Here is a 14,192-nt window from a genome sequence, read left to right on the forward strand (position 1 = left end):
GCAGGAACAGGCCGAGCAGGCGGGGAAGGCGCGGCCGGCGGAGCGCTTGGCCGAGGCCGGCGAGCACCCGCAGCGGCGCCTCGTGCAGGTACTCCGGCAGGTAGGCGACCGGCGCGGCGATGCGCGCGTGCATCGGGTGGCGGTCCCGCTCGGTCGGGCGGCGCAGCGACCAGATCGCGAGCGGCAGGCCGCGCGCCTCCAGCGCCAGCAATTCCTGCGCGACGAAGGTCTCCGACAGGCGCGGGTAGCCCTTCACCACCACGGCGATGCGGGGCGCGCTCACAGGGCCTCCGCGACGGACAGCGGCCGGCCGGCGGTGAGCGCCCGCACCCGGTCGGCGACGACGCCCAGCCCGTCGAGCAGGCCCGGCAGCACGACCCGCGAGGGGGCGGGCTGGTCCGGCAAGGCGCGGAGCGCCGCGGCCATGCGCCCCGGCGCGCGCCCCCCGGCCTCCGAGAGCACGCGCACCAGCCCGAGCGCCTCGGCCGAGCGCGCCCGGATCTCCTGCTCGCGCCGGGGCTCGGTGCGCGGCACCAGGAGCGCCGGCCGGTCGAAGGAGAGGATCTCGCAGAAGGTGTTGTAGCCGCCCATCGCCACCACACCCGCGGCCCGGCCGATCAGCAGCTCGATCTGCGCGTCGAAGGTGATCGCCGCGAGCCGTCCCGGCAGGCGCTCGATCCGCGCCAGGAAATCCCTTCGCGCGGCCGCGTCCAGGAACGGGCCGAAGGCGACGAGCGCCGGCAGCGGGATGCCGGGATCGGCCTCGTAGGCGGCGATCACCCAGTCGATCAGCGCCGCGCCGTCGCCGCCCCCGCCCGGCGTGACGAGCAGGAAGGGAGCGCCCGCGAGCCCGGGCTCGCGCCGGGCGGGATCCGGCCGCGGCAGGGCGCGGCGCAGATAGCCCGTGTAGATCAGGCGGCGCTCGACGTCCGTCCCGAGGCCGAGCCCCGCCAGCGGCCGGTGCAGGCGCGGCACGCCGTAGACCCAGACCTCGTCGTAGTGGCGCTCCAGCACCGCGCCCGCGCCCTTGCGGGCCCACTCGGCGGCCAGCCGCGCGGGGTCGTCGAGCACGTCGCGCAGGCCCAGCACCGGGCGGCAGCCGCGCGCGGGCGCGCGCTCCAGCACCGGCAGCATCTCGCCGTGGAAGCCCGCCGGCTCCTTGTCCACCACGACGAGGTGCGGCCGGAACGCCTCGAAGGTGCGCAGGATGATCTCCCGGCGGGCCGCGACCGTCTCGTCGAGCGGGATCGCCGGGTCGCGGCTCGCATAGGCCCCGTCCGGGCGCTTCGTCACCGCGGGCACCGCCACGGCCGTGACGCCCGGCGTCGGCGCGAAGCGGTCGAGCACCGGCGAGCCCGAGACGATCGCGACCTGCGCCCGCGCGCCCCGCACGATCGCCTCGGCGAGGGTGCGCGCGCGGCGCAGATGCCCGAGCCCGAAGGTGTCGTGGCTGTAGATCAGCACCCGGCACGGAGGCTCCGGGCCGAACCCTGCCGGAGATGGACGCGACGCGATCAACGGGTGTCTCCCCAGCCGGAGCGCGAGAGCCTGTTCGCACACCCTGTGCCGTCGTGCCAAATGCGTCCGCGGCGGGGCATGCGTGCCGCGCGAGGTGAGGCACGGTTCGGACAGGTGATGATGCGCGCGTTGGAGCCGAAGCTGTTCGGGTACATCTGGCGCTACTCGCGGCGCGACCAGCTCGCGATCTGCATCGTGGTCCTCGCCTCTCTGCCGTTCTACTTCGCCTCGCTCGATCTGCCCCGGCGCATCGTCAACGACGCCATCACCGGCAAGGCCTTCGAGCGGGGCAACGCGACCGCCCCCTTCCTCGGCCTCACCGTGCACTGGCCGGGCTGGCTCGGCGGGGGCGAGAGCCGGATCTTCTCCGGCTTCGAGGTCGGGCGGACCGAGCTGCTCCTCGGCCTGTCCGGCCTGTTCCTCGCCCTCGTGCTGATCAACGGCGCGTTCAAGTTCTGGATCAACCTGCAGAAGGGGGTGCTCGGCGAGCGCATGCTGCGGCGCCTGCGCTTCCAGCTCTTCTCGCTGATGCTGCGCTTCACCCCGGAGACGCAAGGGGAGGTGAAGGCCTCCGAGACCGCCACCATCATCCGCGACGAGGTCGAGCCGATCGGCAGCTTCATCGGCGACGCGATCGTGGTGCCGGTCTTCCTGGGAACGCAGGCCGCGACCGCGCTCGCCTTCATCCTGATGCAGAACGTCTGGCTCGGCCTCGTCGCGGGCGGCATGGTGGGCGTGCAGATGGTGGTGATCCCGCGGCTCAGGCGCGAGATCATCCGGCTGAGCCGGCGCCGCCAGCTCGCCTCGCGCACCTTCGCGGGCCGGGTCGGCGAGGTGCTGGAGGGGCTGGAGACCGTCACCGCCAATGCCGCGGGGCGCTGGGAGCGGGCCGAGATCGGGGGGCGGCTCCACGGCCTCTACGACCTGCGCCTGCGGATCTACCGGCGGAAATTCGCGGTCAAGTACCTGAACAACCTGCTGGCCCAGGTCACGCCGTTCCTGTTCTACGCGATCGGCGGCCTGTTCGCGCTCAAGGGCCAGCTCGACATCGGGCAGCTGGTCGCGGTGCTCGCCGCCTACCGGGACCTGCCGCCGCCCTTGAAGGAGTTGATCGACTGGGACCAGCAGCGCCTCGACGTCGAGGTGAAGTACGAGACCGTGGCGGCCCATTTCGCGCCCCACCGCCTGCGCCCGGCCGAGCCGTCGCTGGAGGCGGAGCCGCCCCATCTCGTGGGGCCGCTCACCACCGAGGGGCTGTCCCTGCGCGACCCGCAGGGGGGCCGCGGCATCGAGATCGCGGATCTCAGCCTGGACCTGCCGGCGCGGGCCGCGCTGGTCTCGCCCGGGAGCGGCCTCGCGCGCCAGCTCGCCCAGGCGATCGCCGGCCTCGTGCCGCCGCAGGCCGGCGCGCTGCGGGCGGGCAGCCAGGATCTGATGGCCCTGCCGGCCGAGGCGCGCGCGCGGCGCATCGCCTATTGCGGCCCGGTGCCGGTGCTGTTCCCGGGCTCGCTGCGGGACAACCTGCTCTACGGCCTGCGCTGGCGGGCGAAGGCAGGCGCCCTCCAGCGCCAGCTGGGCCGCCGGGACCGCTACCTGGCCGAGGCCCTGCGCACCGGCAATCCGGTCGAGACGGCGGACGATCCCTGGATCGACTGCACGGCGCTCGGCCTGCCCGATGCCGACGCCCTCGACGCCCGCATGCTCGACCTGCTCGGGCGGCTCGGCATGGAGGACGACCTCTACCGCTTCGGTCTGCAGGCGCTGAGTTCCGTCACCCATGACACCCCGGCGGGCATGCGCATGATCCAGGCACGCGACTACCTGCGTCGGCACTTCGCGGAGGCCGGCATGGCCGGGCTGGTGATCCCGTTCGCGCAGGGCAGCTACAACCCCCAGGCGACGGTCGCCGAGAACCTGCTGTTCGGCGTGCCGCGCGATCCCCGCCTGAAGGGCCCGGCGCTCGCCACCGACCCGCGCTTCCGCGCGGCGCTGGCCCGCGCCGGGCTCCTCGACGACCTCGCGGCGATGGGCGTGCGCCTCGCCCGCGGCCTGATCGAGATCTTCCGCGATCTGCCGCCCGGCCACCCCCTGTTCCGGCGCTTCTCGCTGATCGATCCGGACGAACTGCCCGACCTCACCCAGCGGCTCGCCGGCATCCGCGGCGACGGGCGCCTGTCGCAACCCGACAACGAGACCTTCCTGGCGCTCACCCTGCCCTATATCGAGCCGCGCCAGCGCCTCGGCCTGCTCACGCCGGCGATGCGGAGCCGCATCGTCGGCGCCCGCTTCTTCGTGCAGCAGGCCCTGCAGGGTCCCGACGGCCATGGGATCGAGCCCTACGACCCGGCCCGGATCAACCCGCTCGCCTCCGTCCTGGACAACCTGCTGTTCGGCCGCATCGACGTGGCGCGCATGCACGGCGAGGTCGAGATCCAGAGCCAGGTACGCGCCGCCGTGCGGGCCTTCGACCTAGAGGCGGGCATCCGCCGCCGCGGACTCGAATTCGAGGTCGGCAACCGCGGCCGCCACCTCTCCGCCCGGCAGCAGGCCGCGGTCGATCTCGTGCGCGCCCTGCTGCGCCGGCCCGACATCCTGCTGGTGGACGGTACTGCGGCAGCCCTCGAGGGCGGGCTGGGGCGACTCGTCGCCGCGCTCGACCCGGATATGGCGGAGACGAGCCTCATCGCGGTCGCGGGCCCGGGCGAGGCGGCGTGCCTGCCCGAGCAGGTCACCGTCGCCCGCGCCGGGGAGACGCGGACGATGGAGCCTGCGGTCGCTTCCGGATGAGCGGCTCGGCTACCGCGCATCCCCTCGCCCCGCTTGCGGGGAGAGGGGATGCATCGGCTACCCAATCGTTTGCCCGGATCCCGCCTCACTCCCGCGCCCAGGGCGCCGCGGCGAGCACCCGCTGCAGGAAGCCCATCAGCGCCGTGACGCGAGCCGGGCGCGGATCGCCCGGCGGGGTGACGAGGTGGAGCGCGATCGGGGGCGGAGCCCAGCCGGGCAGGACCCGCTCGAGGCGTCCGCTGCGCAGATCCTCCCAGATCATGAAGTCCGGCTGGACCGCGAGGCCGAGACCGGCCCGGAGCGCGGGGGTCAGCGCGTCGGCGTTGTTCGCGCGCAGCTGGCCGGCGGGCACCACGCTCACCTCCGCGCCGGCCGCATCGCGGAAGCGCCAGCGGTCCGGGCTCGGCAGGTAGGCGTAGCCGAGGCAGGCGTGCCGGACGAGGTCGTCCGGATGCTCCGGCCGGCCGCGGCTCTCGAGATAGGCCGGCGCCGCCACGAGCGAGCGGTGGACCGGGCAGAGCCGACGGGCACGCAGCGAGGAATCGGGCAGCGCCGCGATGCGCAGGCCGATGTCGAAGCCCCCGCCGACCAGATCGACCTGCTGGTCGGAGAGGTGGAGATCGACGCAGACCTGCGGGTGCTCGGCCAGGAAGTCCGGCAACCGGGGCGCCACGTGCAGCACCCCGAAGGACATCGGCGCGGCGAGCCGCACCAGCCCCTGCGGCACCGCCGCCCCCGCGATCGCCCGCGCCTCCGCCGTCTCGCCGGCCGCGAGGATCCGCGCGGCGTCCTCCCGGGCCGCCCGGCCCGCCTCGGTGAGCGCCAGCCGGCGCGAGGTGCGGTTGAACAGGCGCGCGCCGATCCGCGCCTCCAGCCGGCTCACCGCCTTCGAGACCGTGGCCTTCGACAGGCCGAGATCCTCGGCGGCGCGGCTCAGCGAGCCCGCCTCCGCCACCCTGGCGAAGACGGCCCAGGCCTCGAAATCGGGAAGGCGCATCGGCTGGATCCGGAAACGATGGTTTTCCAGTGTTTCCATTTATAGGCGGGCCGGCAAGCCTCAGATTGTCCCCATCGAGAACGGCGCGACGCGCCCAGGCGAGAACGGCGCGACGCGCCCGGAATGGAGACGATCATGTCCGAGAACGGCATCCACCATGTCACGGCGCTCAGCGGCCCGGCCGCGCGCAACGTGGACTTCTACACCCGCGTCCTCGGCCTGCGGCTCGTGAAGAAGACCGTGAACTTCGACGATCCGGGCACCTACCACCTCTATTACGGCGACGGATCCGGTACGCCGGGCACGATCCTGACCTTCTTCCCCATCGCCCATGCAGGCCCGGGCCGGGTCGGGATCGGCGAGACGCAGGAGACCGCCTTCCGGGTGCCGCGCGCCTCGCTCGGCTGGTGGACGCACCGGCTCGTCGCCGAGGGCGTGCGCCACGAGGCGCTGGTGCAGGTCTTCGGCGAGTCGACGCTGCGCTTCCGCGATCCGGACGGGATGATGCTGGCCCTCGTGGGCGTCGCGGGCGCCGAGGACGAGCCCGCCTTCGCGGACGGGATCCCGGCCGAGCACGCGATCCGGGGCTTCCACGGCGTCACGCTGCTGCTCGCCGAGGCCGGCCCGACCGCCGCGATCCTCGAAGGTGTGTTCGGCTTCCGCGAGACCGGCCGCGAGGGCTCGGCGATCCGGCTGGAGAGCGGGGCCAAGGACGGCGGCCCGAAGATCGGCGGTGCCGTGACGCTCCGGGCGGTCGGCCAGTTCCTGCCCGGACGGGCGGGGGCCGGCTCGGTCCACCACGTCGCCTTCCGGGCGGCCGACGACGCCGAGCAGGCCGCGATGGCCGAGCGGCTCGCGTCGGAGCACGGGCTTAGCGTCACCGAGCAGCGCGACCGCAACTACTTCCGCTCGGTCTACTTCCGCGAGCCCGGCGGCGTGCTGTTCGAGATCGCCACCGACGCGCCGGGCTTCGCGGTCGACGAGCCGGCCGAGAGCCTGGGGCAGGCCCTGAAGCTGCCGCCGCACCTCGAACCGCACCGCGCCTCCATCGAGGCGGTGCTGCCCGCGGTCGCCTGATCGCAACGCCAGACCAAGGAGGTCGCCATGACCACGAGAGATCTCGGCCTGATCCACCGCTTCGAGCCGGGCGCGCCGGACCGCGCTCCGCTCCTCCTCCTGCACGGCACCGGCGGCGACGAGGGCGACCTGCTGCCGCTCGGCCGGATGGTGGCGCCCGGCGCCCCCCTCCTCTCGCCGCGCGGGGCCGTGCTGGAGAACGGCATGCCGCGCTTCTTCCGGCGCCTCGCCGAGGGCGTCTTCGACGAGGCGGACCTGCGCCGCCGCGCCCACGAGCTGGCCGACTTCGTGGCCGCCGCGCGGACGGCCTACGGGATCGGCGCGCCGGTCGCGCTCGGCTTCTCGAACGGGGCCAACATCGCCGCCGCCACGCTGCTGCTGCGCCCCGAGACTTTCGCGGGCGCGGTGCTCCTGCGGCCGATGCTGCCCTTCGGGGAGGCCGAAGCCGGGGCCGACCTCGCGGGCCGGCCGGTGCTGATGCTGTCCGGTGCCCTCGATCCGATTGTACCGGAGGCGAGCGCGGCCGCGCTCGCCGACCGGCTCGCCCGGGCCGGCGCCGCGGTCGAGCACCGCCGCCTTCCCGCCGGGCACGGCCTGTCCCAGGCGGACGTCGCCGAGGCGCAGGCCTGGCTGGGGCGGGCCGCCATCCCGGCGGCGGCGTAGGACCGGGGTCGCGCGAGGAGCGAACGAACCGCCGCGCCGGGGGTTCTCCGACCGGGCGGCCCGCCTCCGGGCCGCCCGGCACCCAAGGAGGCCCGGAGATGAGCGCGGCCATCGAACGCCGGATCCTCGATCGCCTGATCGCCCTCGGACGGGCGACGGGGCGGATCTCGTCGGAGGAACTGCGCGCGCACCTGCCCACCGCGACCATGACGGCCGAGGACATCGCGCTCGTGGTGCTGGAACTGGAGGAGGCGGGCGTCGAGGTGGAGTTCGAGGGGCCGCTGGAGGCCGCCGGGCGCCCCCACCCGGTCCGGCCCGTCGCCGAGCTGCCGCCGCTCCCAACGGCCCCGGCCGTCGCGGTGGCGTCTGCCCCGACGGCGCGGGCCGCGGCTGCGCCCGCCTCCGCCCCCGCGGCGGCGGCGAGATCCGGCCCCGGGCCGGCCGGCGGCGGGGTGACGGCGACCCGCGCCGTGCTCGCGGCCGGTGCGCTCACCGTGCTGGTGATCGTGGTGGTCTTGCTGCTCGTCCGGCGCTGAGCGTCGGGCGAAGGAGCGCGGGCCCTACTTGCGCGACGCCATCAGGTCGTGCGTCAGCACGGTCAGCTTGCCGATCAGGCCGGTGATGTCGCTGCGCTGGCAGGACCACTGCGTTCCGACCGCCTGCCCGTCCGAGGAGACCGACACGACGGCGACCGAGCGCAGCTTGCCCTCGCGGGCGAGCTTCAGCTGTTCCTGGAGCACGTCGATCATCGAGGCGATGTTCTCGTCCGCCTCGACAGTCGCGAGCTGGGCCGGGAACGGGACCACCGGCGCCGTCGAGGCTTGTTCACGCTTGCTCATCGCCGGACCTCTTGAACTCTGCTGCGATCTGCTCCGCCCTTTTACAGGTCAGTGTGGGCGCAGTGTGGCTGATCGCGGGCGGACGGCGTCATTCGTCCGCGGTGTGGCCCTTCGGCAACGAACAGGCCATCGGAAGAACGCGGGGCCGGCCGCGGAACGGCCAAGGTTGATAACGCGAACTCAAGCGGAACATTTAACCCGTCGTTAACCATCGGAGCGCGATGGTGCCCTCAGAACGGAGAGGGAACATCGATGCCCCGGACTGCCCAGCCGCTCGAGGAAGCCCGCCGCCAGGGTGCCTGCGCCGGCTTCGCCGCGAGCTTCCGCACCCGCTACAGCGCGGTCGCCGCCGAGCCCCTGCCGGCCACGCATGTCGATCTGATCCTGGCCCTTCGGCGGCAGGAGCGCGAGCGCGCCCGGGGCGCCGACCGCCATTGACGGAGTCGGTCGCAGACCGCTGTTTCCCAGTCGAGCGCTGTGAAATGCGGGGGTTTTGAGGGGGCAGCCAAGTTTTGGCCAGATTCCACGTATGTCTTGATCGCGGGGGTAACGAGTAAGGAGGCCGCGATGGTGGTCCTCGACCCGCGTACCGGTCGGCTGGTCTCGATCAGCCTGGGCGTCCAGCCCGAGAGTCGCACCGGTCCCGCCGCACCCCGGCCTGCCCGTCCGCCGAGCGCATGGCCGTCGCATCATCAGGATTCGCATCTCCGAGAATCTCACCGACAGGAGCCTCCGGACACTCCGGCGGACCGCCTGCGGACCCGCCGCGAGGGGGCTTGAGCCCCACGGGCTTTGTCCGGGCCCTCGCGTCCGCCTATCCTCCCCGGGACCTGACGGCAGGCCGGATCCGCGAACCGTGGCGCCCCGCTTCTACCTCGACCTGATCGACGGGGACGAGACCGTCCCGGACGAGGGCGGACTGGAGACCTCCGACCTCGACGCGGCCACGGCCCACGCCCAGGACGTGCTCCGCGAGATCCGCATGGCCGGCCGCCTCACGGGGGCCCATGGGCCCTGGGAGATCGTGATCCGCGACGCGCGGGGCCGGCCGCTCCGGCGCATCGCGGTGTCGTGAGGCGGCGATCCGCTCAGCCCGGCCCGGTCGCGAGGGCGAATCCTTCGTCCTGCCAGCCGGTGAGGCCGCCGATCATCAGCTTGACCGGACGCCCGCAGCGGGCGAGCCGCAGGGCGGCCTTGTCGGCCCCGTTGCAGTGCGGGCCGGCGCAGTAGACGACGAACAGGGTGTCGGCCGCCCAGGCCGCCATCCGCTCGGGCGTGATCGCCCGGTGCGGCAGGTTCAGCGCGCCCGGAACGTGGCCCCGCGCGAAGGCGGCCGGGCCGCGGGCGTCGAGGAGCACGAAATCGGGCGCTCCTCCTGCGAGGGCGGCGTGGACGTCGTCGCAGTCGGTCTCCAGCGCGAGGCGGCGGGCGAAATGCGCCTCGGCCTCGATGGCGGGGGCGGGCGAGGTCTCGGTGACGCGGCTTGCGGTCTGGCTTCCCACGGCGTGTCTCCTGTGCCGGTTGCAGGGCCAGGATGCGGCGTGGGATGAGGGGGCGTGAGCGCCGCTCCCGCCGATCCGCGTCAAGATCATGCCAAACGCTTGTCCCGACCGGCTCGTCGTCGCCCTCGCGTATGACGGGCTCTGCATCTTCGAGTTCGGCATCGCGGTCGAGGTCTTCGGGCTGGAACGGCCCGAGATGGGGCCGGACTGGTACCGCTTCGCGGTTGCGGGCATCGAGCCCGGCCCCCTGCGGGCGACCGGCGGCATCCGGATCGCGGTCGATGGCGGTCTCGACCTCCTGGCCGAGGCCGGCACCGTGGTGGTACCGGGCTGGTGCGGGGCCGCCGCACCCGTGCCGGAGCCCCTGTGCGCGGCGCTGCGGGCGGCCGCCGCGCGGGGCGCCCGGGTGATCTCCCTGTGCTCGGGCGCCTTCGTGCTCGCCGCGGCGGGCCTCCTCGCGGGCCGGCGCGCCACCACGCACTGGCGCTACCTCGACGCGCTGGCGCGGGCAGCCCCCGACGCCGTGCTGGTGCCGGACGTGCTCTACGTGGACGAGGGCACGGTCCTCACGGCGGCGGGCAGCGCGGCGGGGATCGACCTCTGCCTGCACCTCGTGCGGCGGGATTTCGGGCCGGAGGCCGCCAACCTCGTCGCGCGCCGGCTCGTGGTGCCGCCCCATCGCGAGGGGAGCCAGAGGCAGCGCGTCGAGCGGCCGGTGCCGACCGCGCGGGAGGGCGCCCGGCTCTCGCCGCTGCTCGACCGGGTCCGGACCCGGCTCGACCGGCCGCACACCCTGGCCACGCTCGCGGCCGAGGCTGGGATGAGCCCGCGCACCTTCCTGCGCCGCTTCCGCGCCACGACCGGCACGACCCCGGCCGCGTGGCTTCTGGCGGAGCGTCTGGCGAGCGCCCGCGCTCTCTTGGAGACCGGTGCCCGGCCGATCGACGACATCGCCGCCGCCTGCGGCTTCGGCAGCGCGGCGACGCTGCGGCATCATTTCCGGACGCGGCTCGGGACCAGCCCCGCGCGCTACCGAGCGGGTCTGGTTACGGCCTGAGGGGAAGGGGCCGGTTGGCGGGACGCGCTCTCCCTCCCCCCTCTGCGGGGGAGGGAGAGCACGCGCGGAAGGTGGCCGAACGGCCCCGCCTCACGCGCTCATCCGCACCTGCATCCGCGGCAGCGGCGCGCTGGGAGCCAGCCCGTACGCCCTCAGCGAGACGACCTCCGCCGGCCGGGCGTGGCGGGCCACCACCACGCTGTTGTCGGGCACCGCGATCCAGTTCCGGTGCTCGCGGTCGAGGGGCTCGGAGACCACCAGCACGCCGTCCTCGGACTCGCGGTAGTACAGGCTGTTGGCCGCGTCGTTGACCGCGTAGCGGAAGGCGTAGAGGTCGCGCCCGTCCGCGAGCGCCGCGGTGAAGCGGAACGGGTGGCCGCCCGCCGGGCCGCCGACGAGATCCGTGAGGGCGGCGAGCGTCGCCGCCGTCGCCTCGATCGGGTCGCGGCCGGCACCCGGGCCGACGAGCCCGGCGCCCGCGATCGCCAGGAACACCGCCTCGGAATCGGTCGTGCCGCCGCGAGACGGATAGAGCGGGTCGGGGATCAGCGCCTCGATCGGGCGGCGCAGGCGCGTCCAGTCGCCGATATAGCCGTTGTGCATGAACAGCCACGTGCCGCAGGCGAAGGGGTGGCAGTTCGGCCGGGTGATCGGCGTGCCGGTGGCCGCCCGCACATGGGCGAAGAACAGGTGCGAGCGCAGGTGCCGGCAGAGGTAGCGCAGGTTCTCGTCCGACCACGCGGGCTGGACCTCGCGGTAGAGGCCGGGCTCGGGATGGTCGCCGTACCAGCCCAGCCCGAACCCGTCGCCGTTGGTGCTGGCGGTCGATTCGAGCGCCTGGATGCTCTGCGCGACGAGCGAGTGGCCCGGCTCGGTGACGTAGCGCTCCAGCGGGATCGTGCGTCCCCGATAGGCGATCCAGCGGCACATGCGCGTCCCCACTCCCTCGTTGGCGCGGCAGGCGCCGCGCCCGGTCCCCATCGGCCAGGATCGTGGAGAAACCGCGTCACCTTGAGCGGACGGGCAGCCCGGCTCTAGATCCCGTGGGTCTGCAGCCAGGATTCCAGCAGGGCGACCTGCCAGAGCTTGGAATGGCCCTTGGGCGTCAGCGTGCCGTCCGGGTCGGCCAGGAGGTGATCGACGTAAGTGCGGTTGAACAGCCCGCGCTCCCGGGCCTGCGGCCGGTCCAGCACGTCGCGCACGAAGTCCATGTAGGGGCCGCGGATGTGCTTGAGGGCGGGCACCGGGAAGTAGCCCTTGGGCCGGTCGATCACCGCGGCCGGCAGGACCGTGCGGGCTGCCTCCTTGAGGATGGACTTGCCGCCGTCCCGCACCTTCAGGGCGGCCGGCACCCGGGCGGCGAGCTCGACCAGCTCGTGGTCGAGGAAGGGCACCCGCGCCTCCAGCCCGCAGGCCATGGTCATGTTGTCGACGCGCTTGACGGGGTCGTCCACCAGCATGACCTGCGTGTCGAGCTGGAGGGTCGCGTCGATCGGGTCCTTCGCGGCGGCACGCGCGTAGTAGTCGCGCACGAAGTCGCCGCTGTCATCCGCCCCGAGATAGTCCGGCGCCAGCGTCTCGCGCATCTCGGCGTGGTCGCGGTCGAAATAGACCCGGGCGTAGTCGGCGGCCGGATCGGTCGAGCCGGCCATCTTCGGGTACCAGTGGTAGCCGCCGAAGATCTCGTCGGCGCCCTGGCCGCTCTGCACCACCTTCACGTGCTTGGCCACTTCCTCGGAGAGCAGGCGGAAGGCCACGGCGTCGTGGCTCATCTGCGGCTCGGACATCGCCGCGATCGTGGCGGGCAGCATCTCCAGGGTGCGGGCCGGATCGACCGCGATCTTGAGGTGGTCGGTCTCGAATTCCCGGGCGACGAGATCCGAGTACTTGAACTCGTCGCCCTCGACGCCGTTCACCGCGTCGAAGCCGACCGCGAAGGTCTTGAGGCCCCGCTGCCCCTTGCGGGCGAGCAGCGCCACGAGGAGCGAGCTGTCGAGCCCGCCCGAGAGCAGCACGCCGGTCGGCACGTCGGCGATCCGGCGCCGCTCGACGGCGAGCGCCAGCATGTCGAGCACCCGCTCGCGCCACTCGGCCTCGCCGACGCCGGCATCCTCGGGACGCGGGCCGACGTCGAGGGTCCAGTAGGTGCTCTCCCGGCGGCGGCCGTCCGGCTCGACGGTCAGCAGCGTCGCGGGCGGCAGCTTCGTCACGCCCTTGAGGATGGTGCGGGGCGCGGGCACCACCGCGTGCAGGCTCATGTAATTGTGCAGGCCGACCGGATCGATCGCGGTGTCGACGTCGCCCGCCGCCAGCAGGGCGGGGAGCGAGGAGGCGAAGCGCAGCCGCCCCTTCGTCTCCGCGAAGTAGAGCGGCTTGATGCCGAGCCGGTCGCGGCCGAAGACGACGCGCCCGCCGTCGCGCTCCAGCACCGCGAAGGCGAACATGCCGAGAAGCCGCTCGACGCAGGCCGCCCCCCAGGCGTGGTAGGCCTTGAGCAGCACCTCCGTGTCGCTCGTCGAGAAGAAGCGGTAGCCCTTGGCCGTCAGCTCCTCGCGCAGCGCCGGGTAGTTGTAGATGCAGCCGTTGAACACGACCGCGAGGCCGAGTTCCGGATCGACCATCGGCTGCTGGCCGGCCTCCGAGAGGTCGATGATCTTGAGGCGGCAATGGCCGAAGGCGACCGCCCCTTGCGCGAAGAGCCCGCTGGCGTCGGGCCCGCGCGGGCTCAGAACGCCCATCATCGCGCGGACCGCGGCCGGATCGGCCGGGCCCCCGAAACTGATCTCGCCGCAGATTCCGCACATGGCAGCCGAACGCCTTTCCTCGGGCAGCCCCCAGGCGGCACAACCGAGCCGCGCCCGGGCCGTTCCAGCCCCGCGCGGTCGAAGGCGCCCCGGCGCGGTCCCCGACCTTTCGAATCCGTGACCGGCCGATGCACCAAACGGGCCGCCCGCCTCTGGATAGCGGGGATCGGTGGGGATGAATCCCGCTCTGGCGCAGGTCGGCGCGGCCTGGCGGGGCAGCGCTTAAAGGTCGATTCACGCCGGTCTCGTTAGCCTGCGGTTACCCACGTTGCGTACCCGAAGTGCCATGCCCCCATCCGTCGAGAATGCGCCGGACCTGTCCGGGCTCATCGAATTGTCGCGCGTCGCGCATCTCGACCTGAAGCCCGTGGTGCTGCGGGTTCAGACGGACCTGTTCGTGCAGGCGGAGCGCCGGGACCGGGCGGAGCGGGAATCCTTCGAGGCGCTGGCCTGCGGCCTGATCCCGACGGTGGACGAGGAGACGGCGCTGATCGTCGCCGAGAAGCTCGCCGCCTTTCCGGGCACGCCGGAGGCGGTGCTCGCCGCGCTCGCCCACCGCGGCGGGGCGGTGCGCGACGCCGTGGTGGCGGGCGTGCCCACGCTCAGCCCGCGCCTGCTCGATGCCGCGCTCGGCGACGGGGCGGACCTCGCGGGCGCCATCGCGGCCCGGCCGGGCCTCGACCGCGCCACGATCGAGGACCTGATCGGGCGCGACGACCCGGCGATCGACCGGGCGCTCGCCGCCAACACCGGCATCGTGCTGCAGGCCTCGGCCGCCGCGCGCCTCGTCGCCCGCGGCCGCACGCAACCCGACCTCGGCCGGCAACTGCTCGCCCGGCCCGATCTCTCGGCCGCCGAGATGGCGCCCCTCTACCTGCACGCCGACCCGCTCCGCCGCGAGGCGATCCGCGAGAGCGTCGAGGCGACCGCGGCGCTCCGCCCCTGCCC

The 14,192-nt window shown here is 73.8% G+C and carries 14 protein-coding genes and 1 pseudogene; 8 read left to right on the forward strand and 7 right to left on the reverse strand.

The window, feature by feature from the left end; translation table 11 throughout:
• Together AX737_RS25465 and AX737_RS25470 are read right to left on the reverse strand one after the other, a co-directional pair.
• A pseudogene (locus AX737_RS25465) lies at positions 1-283 on the reverse strand (colanic acid biosynthesis glycosyltransferase WcaL); the annotation flags it as partial.
• A complete protein-coding gene (locus tag AX737_RS25470) occupies positions 280-1,464 on the reverse strand; it encodes a glycosyltransferase (RefSeq protein WP_238231920.1) in 1,185 nt (394 codons plus the stop codon). The gene AX737_RS25470 and the pseudogene AX737_RS25465, both read right to left, overlap by 4 nt.
• A 171-nt stretch (positions 1,465-1,635) precedes the next feature.
• On the opposite strand from AX737_RS25470, the gene AX737_RS25475 reads away from it, so the two are divergent.
• A complete protein-coding gene (locus AX737_RS25475) occupies positions 1,636-4,305 on the forward strand; it encodes an ABC transporter ATP-binding protein (RefSeq protein ID WP_238231918.1) in 2,670 nt (889 codons plus the stop codon).
• A gap of 85 nt (positions 4,306-4,390) precedes the next feature.
• On the opposite strand, the gene AX737_RS25480 is transcribed toward AX737_RS25475, so the two are convergent.
• Complete coding sequence (locus AX737_RS25480) at positions 4,391-5,302, reverse strand: LysR family transcriptional regulator (protein WP_066926296.1); 912 nt, start codon at positions 5,300-5,302, stop codon at positions 4,391-4,393.
• A 135-nt stretch (positions 5,303-5,437) separates the two neighbouring features.
• Here AX737_RS25480 and AX737_RS25485 point away from each other — a divergent pair, with 135 nt between their 5' ends.
• The 3 genes from AX737_RS25485 to AX737_RS36430 all read left to right on the forward strand — a co-directional run bounded on the left by AX737_RS25485 (position 5,438) and on the right by AX737_RS36430 (position 7,578).
• Complete coding sequence (locus AX737_RS25485; RefSeq protein WP_066926327.1) at positions 5,438-6,379, forward strand: ring-cleaving dioxygenase; 942 nt, start codon at positions 5,438-5,440, stop codon at positions 6,377-6,379.
• Positions 6,380-6,406: 27 nt separating this feature from the next.
• Positions 6,407-7,042: an alpha/beta hydrolase gene (locus AX737_RS25490; protein ID WP_066926299.1), complete on the forward strand. Its 636-nt coding sequence runs from the start codon at positions 6,407-6,409 to the stop codon at positions 7,040-7,042.
• A 98-nt stretch (positions 7,043-7,140) separates the two neighbouring features.
• A complete protein-coding gene (locus tag AX737_RS36430) occupies positions 7,141-7,578 on the forward strand; it encodes an RNA polymerase sigma factor region1.1 domain-containing protein (protein WP_066926302.1) in 438 nt (145 codons plus the stop codon).
• Positions 7,579-7,602: 24 nt separating this feature from the next.
• On the opposite strand, the gene AX737_RS25500 is transcribed toward AX737_RS36430, so the two are convergent.
• On the reverse strand, positions 7,603-7,881 hold the full coding sequence (locus AX737_RS25500) for a hypothetical protein (RefSeq protein WP_066926305.1): 279 nt from the start codon (positions 7,879-7,881) through the stop codon (positions 7,603-7,605).
• Between the two features lie 252 nt (positions 7,882-8,133).
• Between AX737_RS25500 and AX737_RS25505 the strand changes: the two genes are divergently transcribed.
• Together AX737_RS25505 and AX737_RS25510 are read left to right on the forward strand one after the other, a co-directional pair.
• Positions 8,134-8,319, forward strand: a complete 186-nt coding sequence (locus AX737_RS25505; RefSeq protein ID WP_066926309.1) for a hypothetical protein — start codon at positions 8,134-8,136, stop codon at positions 8,317-8,319.
• A 418-nt stretch (positions 8,320-8,737) separates the two neighbouring features.
• Positions 8,738-8,956 (forward strand): hypothetical protein, encoded by a 219-nt coding sequence (locus AX737_RS25510; RefSeq protein WP_066926311.1) that lies wholly within the window; start codon positions 8,738-8,740, stop codon positions 8,954-8,956.
• Between the two features lie 13 nt (positions 8,957-8,969).
• Here the strand turns inward: AX737_RS25510 and AX737_RS25515 are convergent, their stop codons facing one another.
• Positions 8,970-9,383, reverse strand: a complete 414-nt coding sequence (locus AX737_RS25515; RefSeq protein WP_066926314.1) for a rhodanese-like domain-containing protein — start codon at positions 9,381-9,383, stop codon at positions 8,970-8,972.
• Positions 9,384-9,471: 88 nt separating this feature from the next.
• Between AX737_RS25515 and ftrA the strand changes: the two genes are divergently transcribed.
• The gene (ftrA, locus tag AX737_RS25520; protein WP_066926316.1) at positions 9,472-10,440 is read left to right on the forward strand and encodes a transcriptional regulator FtrA; all 969 of its coding nucleotides are present in this window, start codon (positions 9,472-9,474) and stop codon (positions 10,438-10,440) included.
• Between the two features lie 90 nt (positions 10,441-10,530).
• On the opposite strand, the gene AX737_RS25525 is transcribed toward ftrA, so the two are convergent.
• Both AX737_RS25525 and AX737_RS25530 read right to left on the reverse strand, forming a co-directional pair.
• Positions 10,531-11,370: a class II glutamine amidotransferase gene (locus tag AX737_RS25525; protein WP_066926329.1), complete on the reverse strand. Its 840-nt coding sequence runs from the start codon at positions 11,368-11,370 to the stop codon at positions 10,531-10,533.
• 104 nt (positions 11,371-11,474) lie between these two features.
• Entirely contained in the window at positions 11,475-13,244 is a 1,770-nt protein-coding gene (locus AX737_RS25530) for an N-acetylglutaminylglutamine amidotransferase (RefSeq protein WP_066926321.1), read from the reverse strand.
• A 286-nt stretch (positions 13,245-13,530) separates the two neighbouring features.
• Here AX737_RS25530 and AX737_RS25535 point away from each other — a divergent pair.
• Positions 13,531-14,192, forward strand: a 662-nt coding sequence (locus AX737_RS25535) for a DUF2336 domain-containing protein (protein ID WP_156453960.1), incomplete at its 3' end; no start/stop codon positions are given.

Source organism: Methylobacterium sp. CCH5-D2 (assembly GCF_001556475.1).
Lineage (GTDB): Bacteria > Pseudomonadota > Alphaproteobacteria > Rhizobiales > Beijerinckiaceae > Methylobacterium > Methylobacterium hispanicum.

What these genes read in the sequence shown, in the direction of transcription:
- AX737_RS25480 (WP_066926296.1), bottom strand. Translation starts at nt 5,302, where the DNA reads ATGCGCCTTCCCGATTTCGAGGCCTGGGCCGTCTTCGCCAGGGTGGCG.
- ftrA (WP_066926316.1), top strand. Translation starts at nt 9,472, where the DNA reads ATGCCAAACGCTTGTCCCGACCGGCTCGTCGTCGCCCTCGCGTATGAC.
- AX737_RS25490 (WP_066926299.1), top strand. Translation starts at nt 6,407, where the DNA reads ATGACCACGAGAGATCTCGGCCTGATCCACCGCTTCGAGCCGGGCGCG.
- AX737_RS25500 (WP_066926305.1), bottom strand. Translation starts at nt 7,881, where the DNA reads ATGAGCAAGCGTGAACAAGCCTCGACGGCGCCGGTGGTCCCGTTCCCG.
- AX737_RS36430 (WP_066926302.1), top strand. Translation starts at nt 7,141, where the DNA reads ATGAGCGCGGCCATCGAACGCCGGATCCTCGATCGCCTGATCGCCCTC.
- AX737_RS25485 (WP_066926327.1), top strand. Translation starts at nt 5,438, where the DNA reads ATGTCCGAGAACGGCATCCACCATGTCACGGCGCTCAGCGGCCCGGCC.
- AX737_RS25530 (WP_066926321.1), bottom strand. Translation starts at nt 13,244, where the DNA reads ATGTGCGGAATCTGCGGCGAGATCAGTTTCGGGGGCCCGGCCGATCCG.
- AX737_RS25525 (WP_066926329.1), bottom strand. Translation starts at nt 11,370, where the DNA reads ATGTGCCGCTGGATCGCCTATCGGGGACGCACGATCCCGCTGGAGCGC.
- AX737_RS25505 (WP_066926309.1), top strand. Translation starts at nt 8,134, where the DNA reads ATGCCCCGGACTGCCCAGCCGCTCGAGGAAGCCCGCCGCCAGGGTGCC.
- AX737_RS25475 (WP_238231918.1), top strand. Translation starts at nt 1,636, where the DNA reads ATGATGCGCGCGTTGGAGCCGAAGCTGTTCGGGTACATCTGGCGCTAC.